Raw genomic sequence first — 20,354 nt, forward strand, 5'->3', positions numbered from 1 at the left:
ATTATTCCAAAGTGCTACGTAGACGCTCATTATTAAGATGAAAAGCACCATCAGTAACAATATGCACGCCACTTGGCAAACCTTCTAGTAAAACGCGTACTCCGTTTTCTTCGCGACCAAGTTTTACCGGACGCATTTCGAAGCGTGTTGTAGCCGTTTGCACAAAGATATAATCTTTATCATTATCTCGCACGACGGACTGACTAGGCACCACCAGCAATTGTGAGCCGTGTTTACTGATTTTTAATGTTGCTAACATTTGAGGTTTTAATAGTCGTTGTGGATTGGCAAGCTCCATTTGCACTGTGACTGTTCGTGTTTCTGGATTAACCAAATCGGCAACATAGATCAATTTCCCCTTGATTTCCATGCCTGGAAGTGCGGGGATTTCTGCTTCTACCTGATCACCTTCATGCGCCCACTGTGCTTGTTGCTCGGGTACTTCGGCTACTAGCCATAATTGAGAAAGATCGGCGACTGTATAAAGACTGTCAGAGGGTTGTACTACTTGTCCCAAAGTAATATGTCGCTCAATAACAATGCCTTTTATACTGGATGTCACTGGCGAGTATGAGTGTATGGTTCGTTCTTTGGCTAAGTTTTTAAGATCTGATTCATTCATGCCCATGACGCGTAATTGATCTCGTGCAGCTTGTAAATCTACTTCTGCTTCATTCAAAATTGCTCGGCGGTCTTGTAGTTCGGATTCAGCAATTACGCCACTCTGCAATAAGCGTTCTGCACGTTGTACCACTAATCGGCGCAGATTGGCTTGCGAGCTGGATTTTAGATAATCAGATTGAGCTTTACCTAACTCATTGCTATTCAATAGAGCTAAGTATTGGCCTTTCTCAACGGCTTGACCTAATTCCGCTTTGATTTCTGTCACACGCCCTGTTACGGAGGCGCCTATGCGAGCTACGCGTTTCTGATCTAGCTCTACTCGAGCAGATAGCTGTAAAGAGTCTGCAATGTTACGCGGTTTAATTTCCTCTATTTTTATCAATTTTAACAAAGCTGGATTAGCTTCGATACTTTGTAATGACTCTGCATGGACAATCGGTAGGCTAAAAAAGACAATGATGAGTAGTGTTGAAATCAGTATAAACGGCTGGTAACCGGCGTTTTGCATTTTTATCCTTAAATATTAAAACCTATCTTAACGATTATCGCCATCCCCTGCTTGTAACCTACAAGGCGTTTAGTCTGACGTAATTCGTTTCAACGATTTTTTTGGGCGAACAGTAGTTAAACTAAGCTTATAGGCGTTTTGCAATTCGTGCAACCGTACTTTTTTAATGATTAACATTGAATGTTGATATAGCTTAATAGTGAGGGAGTCGTATCTTCACAAAAATCGTAAACGACAATATGGATTCTAAATTTGTCAGGTTTACGACAAAAAACCTAACAATTGCCGGGTAATTTTCTTTGGATTAAATTGTGCATTTTTAAGTGTATGAAAAATAATAGTTTATTTTTAGATTAAATGTGGCAGCTATTTTGCTAAATGAACACAGTAATTATTTTATTCTGATTCATTACGGAGCATTCAATGTCGATCAAGGTAATAAAAGCGTTTTCTGAACAAGCAAAAAGTGATGAGGCGCTGAAAGAAAAACTAAAAGCATGTTTAAAGATCAAAGAGTTAATTAGCCTGGGACGGGAGTATGATTTTGAGATAGATGAGGTTGAGCTGTATCCACCCAACGAACCCCAATTTACCGAAGATCAACTTTCAGAAAGATTAGCAAAAGCATTGCTTAGAGTTTAGTCGTTTAACAAACGGGGGCTTTCCAGTTTTTGATTGCTGGGAAGCTCTTTTAGTTGTGCGAACGGGTCAACACGATAACTAGTAATTGCCAACGCGACAGTATTATGGGCGCAGTTTCAGCGTATGGTCAGAAGCCAACCGTGTCGCAATCGCATACGTCTTAGCCTATTACGACCTATACCAGTTTATCGCGTTAGTTTAAATTAGCTGAAGCTTATGGGTAATTAGCTTAATTTTAAGACAAGATTAAAAAACCGAACATTATTCAGTCATTTTTCAGTAGTTCACTATCGGTTTTAACAATATTCCAGTCAGAGAATGGAAACGGTAGCCGTTCGGTACTGAAAGTCAAAAACAGCACAATATGGTAATGATAGGTCGATAAACTGCGACCAAATTCCAGAATATGTGGATTAGTATTGCCAGTCAATAAAACTGATCCAGTCTGTAAGAAAACGACCAGCCACAATATTAACTTGACCATGCTGTCGATGAGAGCGTAAATCAACATAAAGATAATACGTTTCCAGGTTTCAATCTTTTTTAGATTTTCGTTGATTTGTTCCTGTATCATATTAGCCTCTGTTCATTACATCCCGCAAGTCTAAAGCCGCAGCATTTGCACGGGCAATATAGTTAGCCATTGCCAAGGAATAGTTAGCAAACAAACCAAATCCATCTCCATTTAATACCACTGGACTCAGAGTTGGTGTCAAGGCATTTTCCAATGCCTGTATCATGTTATCCAGAGTATTCATAGCACGTTTGTCTAATAAAATATCCGCAAAATCGTGCTTAATGGCTTTAAGAATGTGCAATAAAGCCCAACAGGAGCCACGTGCTTCGTAAAACACGTTATCAATTTCCATCCAGGGTGTTTGGCCTATGGTAGGCATATTAATATCCACCGGGTTTGATGGATCACCATGTGTCGCGCCAGAAAATTTATCGGTACTAGCTGCCAATCGTGTATTTAAACCCCCTAAGCGTTTAATGACAACTTCCGTGTATTGCCATAAATTGTCAGCACGTGAATGGAATTGTGCCGCTTTTGAAGTGGCAGACGGATTTTGCAGGCGTCCCATATAGGCATGCAGGGCCTCAATACCTTTAACATATTCGGATTCAGTGGAAGGTAATGCCCACGAGTTAGGTTCGTAATAGAAACTGGGCTCTGCTTTAGCCAGATCGGGATCTTCTGCTGATTGAGATTGATCGCGGGCAAAATGGTTACGTAAGGCTGTTGTACCATCACGTAGCATGACCAGTGCGCCGTATTCGAAACTCTGTATGTTATCGCAAAATAAACCAGGTGGTGCTACATCATTGGAGAGATAACCGCCAGGCTTAAACAGGATAACATCGGCTATATGGGCAAGAGTGCTTGCATAAACATAACCGATAGGCATTTGATCTGTGTGGGTTACATTCATGCGTTCAATGGCTTCGTCCTGAACGTTGAATTGCTCTGGTTCGCGGCTCCACCATTCTCCCAGCACTAGCAAAATAACGACAACAATGCCCACCAATGTTCCGGCCCCCCAGAGGATGCCCCTAGACTTTGTGTCTTCAAATGCGTATGTGTTTTCTGACATGTGTTACGTATCCAGATGTAAAAAAAAGGACAAATTGGCTGAATGTCGCCATGTTAGCACGGATTATTGGCTGAGTCCGCTTTCAGTGTAGTTGTCCGGTTGTTTTGTTTATTGCCAAATTGATAAATGCTGGTGGCATCTGCACAAAAAAGTGTTTGGTTTGTAAGCTATGCATCACTTTTTTAACATCTTCTCTGGCAAGTTTTCGCTGTAGAGTAAGCTGTAATTCCATTACGAAAACCAATCGTCCCAAACTGTTTAGTAGGGGGTCGGGAACCGCGGAGAAATCATCAAGCTTATCAAGATAAAGATATAGCTCGTCTTTTTTTTGGCTTTTGTAGATAAAACATTGCATGATTACAAACCTTTGTTTGAGATTTCTGACAATTTTAACGTTTTTTGTTTAAAATTTTCAGATGAGTTTCCAGCCATTATATGTTCAGCATGAAAAAAACCTCTTTAGATACTAATTTTTTTAAAACGGCTTGTTTATTTGAGGGGGCTTTGATTGTTGTAGCCATCGTGTTGGGTTGGTTAACAAATACCGATCCATTTGCCAATCTTCACTTTTCTGAAGCGGCTCTTGGTTTAGGATTATTGGCAACCTTGCCAATGTTAATTATGTTTTTTGTGATACAGCAATTGCCTAATTTAGCCGTACAAAAAATCAGAGATTTGTTATTGGCAACACTTGGTCCGCCTTTATATCGTCGTCACTGGACAGATTTATTTGTTTTGTCCAGTATTGCGGGTATTTCTGAAGAATTGTTATTTCGTGGCGTTTTACAGCCTTGGTTGGAAAATTCATTCAATATGATGACTGGTTTGGTTGCCAGTAACCTGGTTTTTGCTCTAGTTCATGCTATAACGCCAATTTATGCCCTTTTGGCCCTACTTATAGGTCTTTATCTTGGCGTTAGCCTTGATTATCAGGGTGAGCGAAATTTATTAGTACCTATGGTTATTCATGCTCTTTATGATTTTGTAGCATTTATTGTCATATTGCGTAATTACAAAAAGTCGTTAATAGGTTGATTTCATGATGCAAGAACCTAAATTTTCACAGGCGGATCTGATTCCTCATTGGATACTTTTAGTTTTTTTTCTGTTGTTTTTAATCGGTTACAATTTGATTTGCTATGGCTGGGGAAACGAAATACAGATTAATTTTGAGGCAGCGGATAGACAGCTGTTAAAAGGTGTGTTGTACGCTATAACAATACTGTTATTTCCATTGGTCAAGTTACTGAGATATATTTTACTGCGACTTAATCAAACCATGCCATTAGATAATAAGCATGCCTATCAGCGTTATTTTTTTACAGTGGCGCTGACAATGACAGTGATAGAAATCGTGGGAATGTTTGGCTTTTTACTGTTTATTTTGGGGGATGGATACAATACGCTCTCTATTTTTAGCGTGTTGGCAGCATTAGGATTGTTTTTACATAAACCCGATTTACAGGAATATTTGCGGATTTGTGAGGCATTACATACAAAAAGCCAGTCAACTTGACCCAGGTTTTCTATTTTCAATTTTTAACAGAGCTGGTTAAGCGTTACAATAACGGGCTTATTCCAGATTAGCCTTAGGTGCGATCATGCAAATCATTCAAGAAGCACTCACGTTCGATGATGTTTTATTAGTTCCTGCCCATTCGATAGTGTTGCCACGCGATGTTGAGCTTAAAACTCAATTGACCAGAACGATTACCCTGAATATCCCTTTAATTTCAGCAGCCATGGATACTGTAACGGAAGCAAGGCTGGCCATTGCTATAGCCCAGGAAGGTGGTATCGGTATCATACATAAAAATATGACGATTGATATGCAGGCTCGTGAAGTATTACGCGTAAAAAAATATGAGAGTGGCGTAATTAAAGACCCCATTACGGTATCTCCCAATGTAACCGTGCGTGAAGTTATAGAATTGACACGAGCTAAAAATATTTCGGGTGTGCCTGTTGTGGATGGTGAAGAGTTGGTGGGTATTGTTACCAGTCGTGATCTTCGCTTCGAAACTCGATTGGATGAAGCTATCAGTACTGTAATGACACCCAAAGAACGTCTGATTACTGTCAATGAATCAGCCAGCCATAAAGAAGTAATAGCCTTACTGCACAAATATCGTATCGAAAAAGTATTGGTCGTCAATAATGATTTTCTGTTGCGGGGTATGATTACTGTCAAAGATATCCAAAAAGCTAAAGATAATCCACAAGCCTGTAAAGATGAGCAGGAAAGGTTGCGAGTAGGTGCGGCGGTAGGAAATGGTAGCGATACCGATAGCCGGGTAGACGCATTAGTGAGTGCCGGGGTTGACGTAATTATTGTGGATACTGCGCATGGGCATTCGCAAGGCGTATTAGATAGAGTTCGCTGGGTGAAACAAAACTTTCCAAAAGTACAGGTCATTGGTGGCAATATAGCTACCGCTGCTGGAGCAAGGGCTTTGGTTGAAGCTGGAGCAGATGGAGTTAAAGTAGGTATTGGTCCAGGCTCGATTTGTACCACCCGTATAGTAGCAGGGGTAGGTGTTCCACAAATTTCTGCGGTTAGCAATGTGGCTGCGGCATTAAAAGGAACTGGCGTACCATTAATTGCTGACGGCGGGATTCGTTATTCGGGAGATGTCGCCAAAGCACTGGCTGCTGGCGCTCATTCTGTTATGTTGGGTGGTCTGTTTGCAGGAACAGAAGAAGCACCGGGGGAAGTAGAATTATTCCAAGGCCGATCTTATAAATCCTATAGAGGTATGGGGTCGTTGGGAGCGATGTCTCAATCACAAGGTTCTAGTGATCGTTACTTTCAAGAAGAAATTGAAGTGGTAGAAAAACTGGTACCAGAAGGTATTGAAGGTCGAGTTCCTTACAAAGGTAGTGTTCTCGCTATCATTCATCAATTATTAGGCGGTATACGTTCCAGTATGGGTTATACCGGCAATCACACCATTGCAGCTATGCATGAAACTGCACAATTTGTGAGAGTAACCAGTGCCGGAATGCGAGAAAGTCATGTGCATGATGTAACCATTACTAAAGAAGCGCCTAATTATCATTTGAATTAAGCTTGTTACCTAACTCGACTAAGGATTTCACATGATGCCAAGCAATTCCATATTAAATTCGGAAAACAGCTTAATGCCCTGTAATTTGTGCGAAAATCACGATGTTTCAATTCTAGGTACCCGAAGCAGAAGTGGTAATCCTTTAAGAACGGTCATTTGTAAGCATTGTGGTCTGGTTTGGAGCGATCCTTTTCCTCATGACCCCAAACATTTCTACGCAGAAGAGTACCGACTTAATTATAAAAATACGTATTCGCCTAAGTCTAAACATGTGCTGAGAGCGGGCAAAGTAGCGCTAGGACGATATCAAAAAATCAAGCACTTATTAGAAGAGAAAAAAACTATACTGGATGTGGGAACGGGTGGTGGTGAATTTGCCTATTTGCTTAAATCATCGGGTCATGAGCTGTTTGGTATTGAACCAAATAAAGGTTATGCCGAGTATTCAGTTGCAGAGTATGGATTAAACCTGCATATCGGTTTCATTCAGGATAGTCAGTTTAGTCTTGAAAGTTTTGATCTTATTACTATATGGCATGTGTTGGAACATACAGAAGATCCGTTTTTTGTACTCTGCAAATTACGAGATCTGTTAAAGCCACAAGGTGTATTGGTTGTAGAAGTGCCTAATATTGAAGCGACTTGTCAAACACCAAAAAGTACTTTTCATGAAGCCCATCTGTTTAATTTTAATCTGGAAACACTGGTTAAAATGGGATTGAAAGCCGGATTAATTGCACAAAAGCCTATTTATTCTGAAGATAGAGGTAATATGACTCTGCTTTTTAGTAAGGCCCTAGATTGCGTACAACCCGCTGAGAGTTGGTTTATAGCCGATAATGCAGAACGAATTAGCCATTTGGTCAAAAATCATACAAATCTCAATCATTTTTTCTCTACAAAGCCCTACATACGTTTTCTTAAGCGTATGTATAGAAGCGTTTCGGAAAAAGTGTATATTAACCGCTTAAACAAGAATAAGAGGCTGTTAGATCAAATTTACCAGAACGCAGGACATGTTTATCACGAATACTGATAAAAACTCATGCTTAAATTCAGCTTTGGGTGGGTTAGGATACGCAGTTTTTAGTATTTTTAAGTATTTATGTCTTATATGCGCATCGTAATCGAACGTGGGTATAAAAATCATTCGATGCAATCTGGTTTTTTGTAAGCCCTAGAAATTTATAATCTACAAGATAAATTTACACTTCACTTTAATAAAGGTTCAGTTTTGACTAAATCACCTGCCAGTATTCACGCTGATAAAATTCTCATTCTTGATTTCGGTTCACAATATACGCAATTAATTGCCCGTCGAATAAGGGAAATTGGTGTGTATTGCGAGATCTATTCTTGTGAATGCAGTGATGAAGATATCGTTCAGTTTGCTCCGAAAGGTATCATTCTTTCGGGCGGACCAGAAACCGTTACCAGTGAAAATACCCCACGTGCACCGCAAGGTTGTTTTGAATCAGGTATACCGATACTGGGAATTTGTTATGGGATGCAAACCATGGCCGAACAGTTGGGTGGGAAAGTAGAGTCATCAAATCATCGTGAGTTTGGTTATGCACAGATTAGGGCGCGAGGCCATTCTAAATTACTATTGAATATCGAAGATCATACCTCTCCAGAAGGTTACGGTTTGTTGGATGTATGGATGAGTCATGGTGATCGGGTTGTAGAGCTTCCCAGTGGTTTTGTCTGCATCGCCAGTTCTGAAGGTGCGCCGATAGCAGGTATTGCTGATGAGAATAAGCATTTCTATGGTTTACAATTTCACCCCGAAGTAACTCACAGTAAACAAGGTGGGCGCATACTCAGTCGTTTTGTATTGGAAATTTGTAACTGTCAGGCGCTATGGACAGCCAACAATATTATTGAAGACAGTATTCACGCTATACGTGAAAAAGTGCAGGGAGATCAAGTCATTCTTGGTTTATCTGGCGGTGTAGATTCTTCAGTGGTCGCTGTTTTATTACATAAAGCAATTGGTGCGCAACTTAATTGTGTATTTGTGGATACTGGATTACTTCGATTACACGAAGGTGATCAGGTAATGAGCATGTTTGGCCAACATTTAGGTATTAAAGTGATTCGTGTGGATGCTGAGCAGCGCTATATGGAGGCTTTAGCTGGTATTAGTGACCCAGAGCAAAAACGAAAAATTATTGGAAAGTTATTCGTAGAAATTTTCGATGAAGAAGCTGCCAAATTGACCGATGCTCGCTGGTTAGCGCAAGGCACTATTTATCCTGATGTTATTGAGTCTGCTGGCTCGAAAAGCGGCAAAGCGCATTTGATTAAATCGCATCATAATGTGGGCGGTTTACCCGAAAATATGAGTTTGAAATTAGTAGAACCCCTACGTGAACTTTTTAAGGATGAAGTTCGTAAGTTGGGTTTGGAGCTTGGCTTACCCGCCGATATGATTAATCGGCATCCGTTTCCCGGCCCGGGATTAGGGGTACGTATTTTGGGGAATGTCACTAAAAATTTTGCTGATCTACTGCGTCAGGCGGATGCTATTTTTATCGAAGAACTCTATCGTCACGATTTGTATGACAAGGTGAGTCAGGCTTTTGCCGTGTTTTTACCAGTAAAATCAGTCGGTGTTATGGGGGATGGACGCCGTTATGATTATGTAATCGCAATTCGCGCAGTAGAAACCATTGATTTTATGACGGCACGCTGGGCACATTTACCGTATGAATTTTTGGATTTGATTTCCCGACGTATTATTAACGAGGTGCCTGGAATTTCCAGGGTAACCTATGATATTTCTGGCAAACCGCCCGCGACTATTGAGTGGGAATAACGTTGCTTTAGTTGATATTTTTAATATTAATCCAGCATATTATTCTCAAGCATGTTGCCCGAACAATTTCAGCAATTACTTTTAAATTGGTTCGAGTTACATGGGCGTAAGGATTTGCCTTGGCAACAGCAAATTAGTCCTTATCGGGTTTGGCTTTCAGAAATTATGTTGCAGCAAACCCAAGTAAGTAGCGTTATTCCTTATTTCAATAAATTTATCGCGCAATTTCCTACACTGGAAAGTTTGGCGAAGGCTGACTTGGACGAGGTCTTAAATTATTGGTCTGGTTTGGGATATTACGCACGTGCCCGCAATTTGCATAAAACTGCTCAGCTTCTTAGTGCAAAGGGTGGTCAGTTTCCCCTTACCGTTGAAGAGTTGAGTGATTTACCGGGTATTGGTAGGTCAACTGCTGGAGCAATACTCAGTATTGCTTGTGGACAAAGTCAGCCGATATTGGATGGAAATGTAAAGCGCGTGTTAACGCGTTTTCATGCTATTTGTGGTTGGTCGGGAAATAGTCAGGTTGCTGTGCAACTTTGGGAGATCAGTCAGCGTTATACTCCGACTCATTCCTGTGCCGCTTATACACAGGCAATGATGGATATGGGCGCTACTGTTTGTACGCGTAGTAAACCAAAGTGCCATAATTGCCCTTTGGTGTCAGGGTGTCAGGCTCTGGCGCTTAAGCTAGTTAAAGAGATACCCGTTCCTAAACCTAAAAAAATATTACCCGTAAAACAATTGTTTTTTTTGGTATTACAAAATGCCGAACAGCAAATTCTGTTAGAAAAACGTCCGCCTGTTGGTATTTGGGGTGGTTTATGGAGTTTGCCAGAATTTACAGATTTACAACAATTACAAGATTGGTGCCAACAACAAGGTTTTCTGATCATGGAACTTCAATGCCAGGACGCACAACGCCACAGTTTTTCGCACTATCATCTTGATTATACAGCCGTATTGGTAAACTGTATAAACCATAAGAATTATGTGATGGAAGCAAATGCTCAGCTTTGGTATAAACCTATGCATATTGATCCTATCGGATTGCCAAGTCCCATTAAACGTTTGCTACAACAATTTAATAAAGAGGAGAGTTATGACCAGAATGGTTAATTGCGTAAAACTCGGTATAGAAGCCGAAGGCTTAGATTCACCACCTTTTCCAGGTGTGAAAGGCCAGCGCATTTTTGAACAGGTATCAAAACAGGCGTGGAAACAATGGTTAGCCATGCAGACTATGATTATCAATGAACAACGTTTAGCCAGTTTTGATCCGGAGGCTAAAAAAATTCTGGAAGCCGAACGCGAAAAATTCTTGTTTTCGGGAGGATTTGAAATGCCGGACGGTTACGTGCCAAAATAAAACGCGGCTTAATCGATACTATTAAATATCATGCAACAATTGCGTCCAGTTTGCTTGCAGCGATAGAGTGCCTGATCAGCTCGAATAAATACATCGTCGAGTTGATCTTCTTCCATAAATTCACTAATTCCGCATGAAAGGGTAAGGTTGATTTTTTCACCGTTGTAATTAAAGCCACTACTTTCAATAAGTACTCTTATATTTTCTGCCATTTCCAGTGCTTGTTTAGCATCTGTGCTCGGCATTAATATTACAAATTCTTCCCCACCATAGCGAGCGGCAAAATCGGTTTGTCGACAATGACTGCTAATCAATTGCCCTACCAATGCCAACGTTTTGTCGCCAGCTTTGTGACCATAGGTATCGTTAATGCGTTTAAAATGATCAATATCCAAAATAGCGAGTGATAAAGGTATTTTATAACGATTCCAACGATTAACCTCAAACTCGGCTCTGGTATTGTAAGCCAAACGATTTGGCAATCCGGTTAAGGGATCATTCATAGCCTTATCATGTTCAAGCTTGAGTTTGGTGCGTAAATTTTCAGTTTCACACTCTAAATCCATGAGTTTTTGTGTCATCAGCTCAATTTGTGTTTGAGCTTGCCATTGGCGTTTGTCTTCTTCGCGCTTATGCTCAATGAGTTGTTGCATGAGGCTATCCAGATGGGAACTGGTTTGACTTTTTAAGACAGATAGTTCCTGCGCTTTTTCGGTGGCATCTTTAATATTGCCTAGCTGATGATTCATGGTTGTATTGAGGTATTCACGATTTTCGATAGACAAGCGATTAGCTTGTCCGGCGATTTCAACCTGTTGTTCAATCAAGTTTAATTCGCGAGTCATACCTATCAAGAAAGCATCCAGTCCTTGTTGTTCGCATTCGGCATATCCTTTTATTTCAACTAATAAGGCTACAGCAATGTCTATAACTGATCTGTAGGAGTCGTTAGTTAATTCGTTTCGTGTTTGTCGTTTTAAGGCTGTAGCTTGTTTTTGAAAACGTGGTGATACGCCAATCTCATCCAGTAATTCATCAATGCGTTTGAACAGATATTCATTTATTTGATCAATGGGTCGATCAGAGGCAAGTATTTCCTCTGTTGTCTCTACGGTATCGTTGAGGTTCTCTTGCTTGACTTGTTTGGTTTGTTTGGAAATATGAACTAAGGTTTTAGATATGGATTGCAACTCTGGAACCAATTGTCCAAGGTTGGCACCGTTTCTCAAGCGTTTACCTATTTGCAGTAAATGAGGTTCTAACTGTTTGTGACTACCCTGACTAAAAATCAGAAATTGAATCACTAATTTATATAGCAACTTTTCGTTTTCAGAGGGATTGAGTGATAAGCTGTCCACAGATAGATTTCCCGGCTAGATAACAATACACTGGTTACGACCATTTTGCTTGGCCTGATATAAAGCCTTATCGGCACGTTCAAAAATAGTTTCATGCGTATCGCTAGTTAAATACTGACTAAGACCGCAAGATAAAGTGATAGAAATTTTATCGCCTGATGCTTTAAAATTAGCTTTTTCAACAGTGGTTCGTAACTTATTGGCCACAAGTAAAGCTGTCTGTACATCCGTATCTGGAAACAGCATAACGAATTCTTCACCGCCAAAACGCGCTACAAAGTCAGATTTTCGACAGTGTTCTTGTAGTATTTGGGCAATCACAATCAATGCTTTGTCACCTGTTTTATGTCCATAGCTATCATTGATTTTTTTAAAGTAATCAATATCCCAAATCAGCATGGTTAACGGTAAACCATTACGTTGGCAACGTGCAACTTCACTCGTCATGCGTTCTTCAAAAGCAAGTCGGTTAGGTAGATGAGTAAGCGGGTCACGAGTTGCATTTTGTTGAGCGACTTCTAGTTTGACTTTAAGTTCGGTGGATTCTGTTTCCATTTCCCTTATTTTTTGTGTCAAGCTATGTAAGTCGACTTGAAAGTTTTCACGTTCTAATTGTTCTTGTTGGTTATGTACTTGAATTTGTTGGCTAATACTAGTAAGGTGCGTGTTGACCAATTGCTTTAAAGCTTCCAGGTGAGTTGCACTGTTCGAAATGTTTTGTAGATCAACCATTTGTCTGGTAACTGATTCATCAAAATGATTTCGGTTTAGGCTGGCTTTTTCTGTGGCATGATCAACCCCGGTGGCTGTTATGGCTATTTCTGCCAATTGTTCAGTCAGTCGAGATAAAAACTGGGTCATTTCGAATTGTTCCAGAGCCTGATGTTTTTTTACAGCAAGCAGCAAGGAAACCGTATTATCAAAAATAGAGACGAGCGATTTGATATTAATTTCTGATGTTAATCGCGCTTTAATTTGCTCAAGTTGTTCGGAGAAACTTGATGGGATATCGGTAAACTCCAGCAAATGCATTAAATGAGCGCGAATAGCCTTGTGTTCTGAATCGGGTAATTCGATGCCAAAATAAACACTTCCTGCTGGTTTTTCATCAACGACTTCTAATAAAGAGACAATCAGGCTTTGCGTATTTTTAAAGCCCTGATGATCATATTTATCCTGAATCGTGTCGAGTACGGCTTGATGCTGGGGATATTGATTGTGCAAAAATTCGAACAATAAAAAACTATCAAATTCACGTTTGGAATTATTGTCGCCCAAGGTCATTAGGACGTTTGAAAAAGCTTCTAGCTCAGTTTTTAATTGCTCAGTTTGTAATCTATCTTTTAATATATTTCGAATGCGATTAAGATGAGGATCTAGTTCCCGATTAAGTCCTTTAATGGCTAGTGCAAAACGAACAATAGTTTTACACAGTAATTCTTCATTGGCTCTATAGCTATTATCGAGTTGCTCTTGGCTATCCAATAAATGGTAGTATTTATCTTTCCACTTATCCTGATTGTCGTCCTTGTTTCTTAGAAAGGCCATGGCGTTTTAGATTTGACCAGTTAATTGGTTAGTAAATAACAAATTATAGACTATATATAGAATTAAGCGACCACACATCCTTGTGCTTAAGGTTAGAACTTATTTGTTACTTTCTTTTTGAATCAGTTGATTAACCACATTGAGCATGTTTTCCTGCGATTTTGCTGATGGCCCTGTTACACGATATTTACCGTTAACAATCAGGGCTGGAACTCCAGATATTCCATAACGTGATCCCATGCTTTCAGCCTGACGTTCTTTGGTGTAAACCGCAAATGAATTATATGCGTTGTGAAAGTCTTCTGCTTTCACACCATGATCAACAAAAAATTTTGCGGCTTCTTCTTCAGTAAGCAGTTTTTCCTTTTTATTTTGGATAGCATCAAAAATATCAGCATGCACTTTATCCAGAATACCTAACGCTTCTGCGGTATAAAATATTTTGGCGTGTTTGCCCCATGCTTCACTAAATACGGCTGGTTGACGTATGAAGCGCACATTAGCGGGTTTGTTTTTTAGCCAGGCGGACATTGCTGGTTCAAGATGATAGCAATGCGGACAGCCATACCAGAAAAACTCTATGACTTCGATTTTATCTGGGTTTTCTACCGGTTGTGCAGGTGAAATAACTTCATAGCCGTCTTCAGCATAAGCCGCTTGACCAATACACAATAGCAGTAAAAATATAATTTTTTTCAACATCATCGTTCTCCGTTAAATTATAAAATCCAGTTAAAAATTGGTTGCATTGATTAAGTTGCGTCACATTTGTAAAATGTTGTATCCATTGCCAATGCGCTTTTGGGTAGATTTAACCTAAAATCAGTTTATTTCATGGTCGAAATATAGTAAGAAACTGAGGTAATTTCCTGCTCAGTCATTTTAGTGGCAATCATATGCATCATATTTTCATTACTTTTACTGCGCACACCCGTTTTAAAATCAGTTAAAGTTTTTATCAGGTAATCGGCATGCTGTGAATGTAAAGCCGGGAAGTTTGCGGGTCTGTTACCTTCACCAAAAGGTCCGTGACAAGCTATACAGGCCGAAACAGCTGTCGACAAATTACCATTACGGTATAAATCCCCACCTTTATGGATCAGATTTTCCAGTTCAGCCTTTTTCTCTTCATTAGTTTTAGCTGGGGCGTCGTCGTCATCACTGACAGGTAAAACCGGTGCAAGATTAGCTGCAATTTTATTATGTGCATAATAATCGGCAATTTCTTCAATACTTTGTTCGTCCAAGCTGGCCGCAAGTGGAGCCATCATGGGTGATATGCGTGCACCGCTTTTAAATGCTTGTAATTGCTTAATTAAATAGCCTTTATGCTGGCCTGCCAACTTTGGAAAACTTGGCATTGTACTATTGCCATCTTCACCATGACAACCTGCACAACTAGCGGTTTTAGATTTACCGATACCTGAATTACCCTGTGCACGGACATTAGCCGTACTGACTATCAGTGCCAGAGAAATGGAAACAGTCAGCAGTGTTTTTATCATTATTAGCCCCTGTAAGGAATATTAATCAACATAAAGCCGTCTGTTAAACAAGCGCAGACGTTATAATAGTGGGATTCTAACCGATTTATAACGACTAAGCGAGATAGCGATGAATCCAGTTTACCATCAGACCAAATTCATCAATAGTGCCCCGCGCTTACAGGATGCCCCACCGGATCAAGGCATGGAGATTGCCTTTGCTGGACGCTCTAATGCTGGAAAGTCAAGTGCTATCAATACATTAGTGCAACAGAATGCGTTGGCAAGAGTCAGTAAAACCCCTGGACGAACCCAGTTATTGAATTTTTTTGAGGTTGATGCACAACGTAAACTGGTCGATTTGCCGGGGTATGGTTATGCTAAAGTACCGGAATCAGTCAAAAAAGACTGGCAAAAAATGATACAAATCTATCTATGCGAACGTAATGCCTTATGTGGCATCGTATTAGTCATGGATATTCGTCACCCATTGACCGATTTTGACTGGAAAATGGTCGAATGGTGCGAACAGGCACAATTACCTCTGCACATTTTGCTGACTAAAGCGGATAAGCTTAATTTTGGTGCGGCCAAAAATACGCTGCTACAGGTGCAAAAAGATTTAGGTCAAGTGAGTATCGAGGTCACATTGCAACTGTTTTCGGCACTTAACAAAACCGGCATTAATGATATTCATCATGTGCTGGATGAATGGTTCAAGTTTAAAAAGCCGCAGCCTGATAGTTAATGAATGTGAATGTATTATTGATTGTGTTTTATGAACTTTCGGATTCATAAAGTTTTGTCTTGTATAGGGATCGTTCTTTCGTAGCAATTATTTAAATATTCTGAGAACTCAGAAACAGCAGCATCAAAATCCCCAATTTTTAAATCATAAAAACTGATAGATTTATCGGGTGGCTGGCAAATAAACAAAGTCTTATTCTCTAAGTCGATAAGAAACATTTTCCAGCCATCAAAAATATCAACATTAATTTTAATTTCGAATCTAGCCGGTGAGTCGATGAACTCAATATAAGTGCTTTTATCCCCATGGGTATAAATCAATTCACATAAAACATCGTAAGCGCGTAGCGCTACCACACAGGGGTTTTGATCGGGTACAGTTTCACGGCTTCAATCCAGGCAATACGGTTATTAGGCCAGATAGGCAGTTTTTCTAAAGTGTCTTTTCGCCATTCGGAAGGGTTAAGTCCATTCAACTTGGCCGTACCCAGTAGGGTTTGAATAGCAGCGGCGCGTTGACCTGCACGCTCAGAACCCGCGAAGAGCCAATTTTTTTTTTTATGCAAAGCTTTGCATAAAAAAAATTATGCTCAGTCAGTTATTATGCTGAGTTTACCTGTAACTATGCGGAAAGCCGCGTAACAATTAGGCTTTCAGCGCAATAGAGCTGTTTTTTAACTCAACATAATAAATTGGTGGTTTTATGTAGTTCCTCTTGCTTTCATCAGGAATACATCATGCCTACCAAAATTCAACCAACGGGATTATCCCGCCTAGCCTTGCTCGTCGATGCACCGCTTAGCTGCATTGCCACCCCATACATTGAAGCATTACAAAAACAGCAATATGCCAAACATACTATTGAACTTTACCTTAAATGTATTATTCGTTTTAGTTGCTGGCTAAAAACAGAAAACCTAGATTTATCAAGTGTCACACCTAAACTGATTGACCACTACCTTAATGATTTAATGTTGCTGTACCCAGCAACGGTAGATGCCCGCTACTTCATTAGAATGGACAGAGCAGCTTTAAGGTGTTTGCTAATTCTTTTGCCTAAACAGCAGGTACAAATCACAAAAAAACCGATAGAAGCAGAACTTGATCGATTTTCTGATTATCTGCTTAACATTTGCGGGATTTCGCCACAGACCTGTGTAAATCGTCGCCAGCATATTTGCGCCTTTCTTAAACATCGATTTGACACAGCTCCACCTGATATTTCTCAGATTTCCGGTGACGATATTGATGCCTTTTTTCAACACCTAGCTTTGAAGTGGCAGCCAGCATCGCTTAGAGAGGTTAGCTCAAGCGTACGCAGTTACCTGCGCTTCCTCGCCTTGCAGGGGAAGCACATTTCTGTATTGCTGGCTTTTATTCCAAAAATTTCATCCTGTTCGCATGCGACACTACCCAAGGTGCTAACTGACATCCAAGTCGATGCTTTTTTAAAGGCATTCGATTGTTCTTATCCGGTCGGTATGCGCGATTATGCCATAGCTCGCTGCTTGCTCGACCTGGGTTTACGCGGTCAAGAAACAGCCTATTTAACGCTGGATTCTGTGGATTGGCGTAACGCAACGCTGACCATCAATATTAACAAGAGCAAGCGAGTACAGCAATTGCCACTTTCCACTTCAACTGGGCAAGCAATCGCTCAATATCTGTTCGCAGGCCGACCACAGACAACCAGTCGAATCCTGTTTATTCGGCATAGAGCCCCTTTTAATCAACCGTTAGGTGTACCTGCCATCCGCAGCGCGATGAATCGTGCATTTGTTCGTTGCGGTTTACGAAGTCAATTTTGCAATACCCATGCTCTACGGTCAACAACTGCGACACGACTACAAAAGGCAGGAGCATCCATTAAGGAAATTGCGGATTTACTAAGACATCAAAGCCTTGATACCGCAAAGACGTATGCCCGAGTTGACATTGAGCTTTTGCGTACTGTGGCGTTACCTTGGCCAGGGAGTTGCTCATGAAATCCAATTTCTGGAAGTTGCGGGTCGAAGCTTATTTAGTACATCGCCACAGTCTAGGTTATAAACTATCCATTGATGAAACCGTACTTAATGGATTTGCCCGCTACGCTGATGATCAGGGCGATCAGTATTGCCTGACGTTAGAACTTGCCGTGCAATGGGCTCGCCAATCGAAACGAAGTCAACCCATCACTTGGGCGCGCCGACTTGAAGTTCTACGTGGATTTGCTCGATTCTGTTTGCGGATTGATCCCGCTACGGTGATTCCACCAATAGGATTATTCGGCCCTGCCCATCGGCGACTTATTCCGCATATCTATACAGAAGCCGAACTCATTGCGCTGCTCAATGCAACTGATAATCTCGTTTCTCATCACGGCTTACGTCCCGCCACCTGTCGAACTGTTTTCGGTCTATTGGCTTCAAGTGGATTACGCATATCCGAAGCGACATCGCTAACTTGTAGTGAGGTTGATCTTGATGATGGCGTGCTTTATATCCATGAGACCAAATTCCTGAAAAGTCGCTGGGTTCCGTTACATCCAAGCACCACCCAATCACTAATCGACTACGCCAAGCTACGTAATCAAATCATATCTCATCCAGCCTGCAATCGTTTTTTCTTGTCTGACGAAGGACAGCCCATTAAACGGGCAAATATTATGTATGCCTTGCATTCGATTTGCCAAGAATTTGGCTGGAAGCCTCGTGGAGATTATGTACATCATCGACTACATGATTTTCGACATACATTCATTGTTCATAGCATGTTGCGATTTTACCAGCAAGGTATTGATGTTGACCACGCCGTGCTTGCTTTATCAACTTATGTTGGACATGCGCGAATCAGCGATACCTACTGGTATTTCACTGGCATTCCAGAACTGATGTCAATCGCAGCGGAACGTTTTGAAAGATATTCGAAGGAGATCAGCAATGAACAGTTTGCTAACTAATCCCGCTGAATTTGCCGCCTTAGTTCAGCGCTTCTTTGTCGAACGATTACTTCAGCAGAGAAATGCCAGCCCCAGAACAATCGCTGCCTATCGTGATACCTTTAGAATGCTCTTATGTTATGTCGAGCGCAAAATAGGTAAATCACCAAACAAAATGGCTTTGATCGATTTTAATGTGGCATTGATACTCGACTTCCTGGCATACCTTGAATCGGAACGCCACAATACGATAAGAACACGAAATGCTCGTTTGGCGACTATACGAGCTTTTGCACATTATGTGTCGCTACAATGTCCAGAGGCCATGCAGTTGACTCAACAAATCCAGGCGATTCCGATGAAGCGCTTTGAAAAACCTATGTTAGGCTTTCTATCTCGTGAAGAAATTCAGGCTTTGCTGGAAGCGCCCGACGATCAAACTTGGTATGGGTATCGGGATCGCATTTTGTTGATTTTGCTTTATAACACTGGAGCTCGGGTGTCTGAGTTAATTGGTATTCGAGTGGCAGACGTTGAGTTAACCATTTCACCTTCGGTACGTCTACATGGTAAGGGCCGCAAGCAACGCACTGTACCATTATGGAAAGATACCGCCACCAAAATACGTCAGTGGCTGCTGTATGCCAAGTTAAATCCAGAGCAATCATTAGTGCCAACACGCAAAGGCTTACCAATGACTAGATCCAATGTGGCTGAGCGAATTGCATTAGCGGTCAGCTCGGCAATAAAGCATTGTCCTCAGTTACAAGGTCGAAAAGTAACGCCACATACACTCCGCCACACTACAGCCATGCACTTACTACAAGCAGGTGTAGACATTACCATTATCGCTTTATGGTTGGGTCATGAAAACCCAGCAACTACCCATGGATATATTGAGGCTGACCTATCTATGAAAGAACGTGCTTTGTCGACAATAGCTCTGCCACCTGAAATTGGGCAGGTGCGCTATCATCCATCTGATGACCTTCTAAAGTTTTTGGAGAGCCTATAAAATTATGCACAGTCGGTAGCGCAGTAAGTATTGTGTGCTGCCGACTTTCGATAAATACTCAGCATAATAACTGACTGAGCATAATTCTTACCCAGAGAAATGGGCCGTATGCAGTTTTCCACGGGATTATTGTCTATGGGCAGATGTCCAGTATTGGCGTAACGCACGAACGCTGGCCAGCATTTAAGGATATTACCCATATCATCGCGGTATTTAACAAAGACATGCTCTGGCGCTGTTGATGCAGTTACATCCAGACCCAATTTTTGACCCAGTATGATGAACAGAAAAGGCATAGATATGCAATTACCTTTTCTGGTAGCCAGATAGGTAGGCAACAGCTTATTGTGAATGTTTTGTCCTAACGGATCGTCAAGATCATAACTAAATGGCTTAAATCCGTTGATGGGGTTGGGTTGATATATGGCGGCGCGGAGTATGTCTAACTTGGTTGGACTATTTGCTGCAAAAGGAAGTTTAGCTTTAATTTCGGCAGCTATTTCATCAAGTTGTTTAAGTTTTTTTCTATATCAATGCCTGGATCGATCATTTTGTCGATAGTCAGCTTGACTCTTGCCAGATCGATTTGCTGTTCGGGCAATTCAAGAATCGTCTTGATCGTCTGGAAATTAGGGTCTGCTGCAGCTGAAGTGAG

Annotated in this window: 21 protein-coding genes and 3 pseudogenes; 12 read left to right on the top strand and 12 right to left on the bottom strand. The window is 40.9% G+C overall.

Features of this window, described 5'->3' with window-relative positions:
• Position 1 precedes the first annotated feature (1 nt).
• Entirely contained in the window at positions 2-1,132 is a 1,131-nt protein-coding gene (locus ABH008_RS02000; RefSeq protein WP_347988205.1) for an efflux RND transporter periplasmic adaptor subunit, read from the bottom strand.
• Between the two features lie 423 nt (positions 1,133-1,555).
• Between ABH008_RS02000 and ABH008_RS02005 the strand changes: the two genes are divergently transcribed.
• Complete coding sequence (locus tag ABH008_RS02005) at positions 1,556-1,774, top strand: Nif11-like leader peptide family natural product precursor (protein WP_347988206.1); 219 nt, start codon at positions 1,556-1,558, stop codon at positions 1,772-1,774.
• Between the two features lie 265 nt (positions 1,775-2,039).
• Here ABH008_RS02005 and ABH008_RS02010 read toward each other — a convergent pair whose 3' ends face one another.
• The 3 genes from ABH008_RS02010 to ABH008_RS02020 form a co-directional block, all read right to left on the bottom strand.
• A complete protein-coding gene (locus tag ABH008_RS02010; protein ID WP_347990018.1) occupies positions 2,040-2,345 on the bottom strand; it encodes a DUF4389 domain-containing protein in 306 nt (101 codons plus the stop codon).
• 4 nt (positions 2,346-2,349) lie between these two features.
• On the bottom strand, positions 2,350-3,369 hold the full coding sequence (locus ABH008_RS02015; protein WP_347988207.1) for a DUF2333 family protein: 1,020 nt from the start codon (positions 3,367-3,369) through the stop codon (positions 2,350-2,352).
• 82 nt (positions 3,370-3,451) lie between these two features.
• Complete coding sequence (locus ABH008_RS02020) at positions 3,452-3,724, bottom strand: YcgL domain-containing protein (protein ID WP_347988208.1); 273 nt, start codon at positions 3,722-3,724, stop codon at positions 3,452-3,454.
• 89 nt (positions 3,725-3,813) lie between these two features.
• Between ABH008_RS02020 and ABH008_RS02025 the strand changes: the two genes are divergently transcribed.
• From ABH008_RS02025 to ABH008_RS02055, 7 genes are all read left to right on the top strand, one after another.
• Positions 3,814-4,404, top strand: a complete 591-nt coding sequence (locus tag ABH008_RS02025) for a CPBP family intramembrane glutamic endopeptidase (protein ID WP_347988209.1) — start codon at positions 3,814-3,816, stop codon at positions 4,402-4,404.
• A 4-nt stretch (positions 4,405-4,408) separates the two neighbouring features.
• The gene (locus tag ABH008_RS02030; RefSeq protein ID WP_347988210.1) at positions 4,409-4,885 is read left to right on the top strand and encodes a hypothetical protein; all 477 of its coding nucleotides are present in this window, start codon (positions 4,409-4,411) and stop codon (positions 4,883-4,885) included.
• Between the two features lie 85 nt (positions 4,886-4,970).
• Positions 4,971-6,437, top strand: a complete 1,467-nt coding sequence (gene guaB, locus ABH008_RS02035; protein ID WP_347988211.1) for an IMP dehydrogenase — start codon at positions 4,971-4,973, stop codon at positions 6,435-6,437.
• A 31-nt stretch (positions 6,438-6,468) separates the two neighbouring features.
• The gene (locus ABH008_RS02040) at positions 6,469-7,473 is read left to right on the top strand and encodes a class I SAM-dependent methyltransferase (protein WP_347988212.1); all 1,005 of its coding nucleotides are present in this window, start codon (positions 6,469-6,471) and stop codon (positions 7,471-7,473) included.
• 198 nt (positions 7,474-7,671) lie between these two features.
• Positions 7,672-9,258: a glutamine-hydrolyzing GMP synthase gene (gene guaA, locus ABH008_RS02045; RefSeq protein WP_347988213.1), complete on the top strand. Its 1,587-nt coding sequence runs from the start codon at positions 7,672-7,674 to the stop codon at positions 9,256-9,258.
• A 51-nt stretch (positions 9,259-9,309) separates the two neighbouring features.
• Positions 9,310-10,377, top strand: coding sequence for an A/G-specific adenine glycosylase (gene mutY / locus ABH008_RS02050; protein ID WP_347988214.1), 1,068 nt, complete (start codon positions 9,310-9,312; stop codon positions 10,375-10,377).
• On the top strand, positions 10,361-10,627 hold the full coding sequence (locus ABH008_RS02055) for an oxidative damage protection protein (RefSeq protein WP_347988215.1): 267 nt from the start codon (positions 10,361-10,363) through the stop codon (positions 10,625-10,627). The genes mutY and ABH008_RS02055 overlap by 17 nt, the downstream gene beginning before the upstream one ends.
• 8 nt (positions 10,628-10,635) lie before the next feature.
• On the opposite strand, the gene ABH008_RS02060 is transcribed toward ABH008_RS02055, so the two are convergent.
• The 4 genes from ABH008_RS02060 to ABH008_RS02075 form a co-directional block, all read right to left on the bottom strand.
• Positions 10,636-11,985, bottom strand: a complete 1,350-nt coding sequence (locus ABH008_RS02060) for a GGDEF domain-containing protein (RefSeq protein ID WP_347988216.1) — start codon at positions 11,983-11,985, stop codon at positions 10,636-10,638.
• Between the two features lie 15 nt (positions 11,986-12,000).
• The gene (locus ABH008_RS02065; protein ID WP_347988217.1) at positions 12,001-13,533 is read right to left on the bottom strand and encodes a GGDEF domain-containing protein; all 1,533 of its coding nucleotides are present in this window, start codon (positions 13,531-13,533) and stop codon (positions 12,001-12,003) included.
• Between the two features lie 99 nt (positions 13,534-13,632).
• On the bottom strand, positions 13,633-14,235 hold the full coding sequence (locus ABH008_RS02070; RefSeq protein WP_347988218.1) for a thiol:disulfide interchange protein DsbA/DsbL: 603 nt from the start codon (positions 14,233-14,235) through the stop codon (positions 13,633-13,635).
• Positions 14,236-14,360: 125 nt separating this feature from the next.
• The gene (locus tag ABH008_RS02075) at positions 14,361-15,038 is read right to left on the bottom strand and encodes a c-type cytochrome (RefSeq protein ID WP_347988219.1); all 678 of its coding nucleotides are present in this window, start codon (positions 15,036-15,038) and stop codon (positions 14,361-14,363) included.
• A gap of 109 nt (positions 15,039-15,147) precedes the next feature.
• Here ABH008_RS02075 and yihA point away from each other — a divergent pair, with 109 nt between their 5' ends.
• A complete protein-coding gene (yihA, locus tag ABH008_RS02080) occupies positions 15,148-15,765 on the top strand; it encodes a ribosome biogenesis GTP-binding protein YihA/YsxC (protein WP_347988220.1) in 618 nt (205 codons plus the stop codon).
• A 44-nt stretch (positions 15,766-15,809) separates the two neighbouring features.
• On the opposite strand, the gene ABH008_RS02085 is transcribed toward yihA, so the two are convergent.
• Entirely contained in the window at positions 15,810-16,121 is a 312-nt protein-coding gene (locus ABH008_RS02085; RefSeq protein ID WP_347988221.1) for a hypothetical protein, read from the bottom strand.
• Positions 16,115-16,321: pseudogene (locus tag ABH008_RS02090) on the bottom strand (transposase domain-containing protein); the annotation flags it as partial. The gene ABH008_RS02085 and the pseudogene ABH008_RS02090, both read right to left, overlap by 7 nt.
• A gap of 180 nt (positions 16,322-16,501) precedes the next feature.
• On the opposite strand from ABH008_RS02090, the gene ABH008_RS02095 reads away from it, so the two are divergent.
• From ABH008_RS02095 to ABH008_RS02105, 3 genes are read left to right on the top strand one after another with little or no spacing between them, the layout of a single operon-like run.
• Positions 16,502-17,749, top strand: a complete 1,248-nt coding sequence (locus ABH008_RS02095; RefSeq protein ID WP_347988044.1) for a tyrosine-type recombinase/integrase — start codon at positions 16,502-16,504, stop codon at positions 17,747-17,749.
• Complete coding sequence (locus ABH008_RS02100) at positions 17,746-18,705, top strand: tyrosine-type recombinase/integrase (RefSeq protein WP_347988043.1); 960 nt, start codon at positions 17,746-17,748, stop codon at positions 18,703-18,705. The genes ABH008_RS02095 and ABH008_RS02100 overlap by 4 nt, the downstream gene beginning before the upstream one ends.
• The gene (locus ABH008_RS02105; RefSeq protein WP_347988042.1) at positions 18,686-19,699 is read left to right on the top strand and encodes a tyrosine-type recombinase/integrase; all 1,014 of its coding nucleotides are present in this window, start codon (positions 18,686-18,688) and stop codon (positions 19,697-19,699) included. Before ABH008_RS02100 ends, ABH008_RS02105 begins: the two co-directional genes overlap by 20 nt.
• 80 nt (positions 19,700-19,779) lie before the next feature.
• On the opposite strand, the pseudogene ABH008_RS02110 reads toward ABH008_RS02105, so the two are convergent.
• Positions 19,780-19,887, bottom strand: a pseudogene (locus ABH008_RS02110) (transposase); the annotation flags it as partial.
• Between the two features lie 75 nt (positions 19,888-19,962).
• Positions 19,963-20,199, bottom strand: a pseudogene (locus ABH008_RS02115) (hypothetical protein); the annotation flags it as partial.
• Positions 20,200-20,354 lie beyond the last annotated feature (155 nt).

This window comes from Methylomonas sp. AM2-LC (genome assembly GCF_039904985.1).
GTDB lineage: Bacteria > Pseudomonadota > Gammaproteobacteria > Methylococcales > Methylomonadaceae > Methylomonas.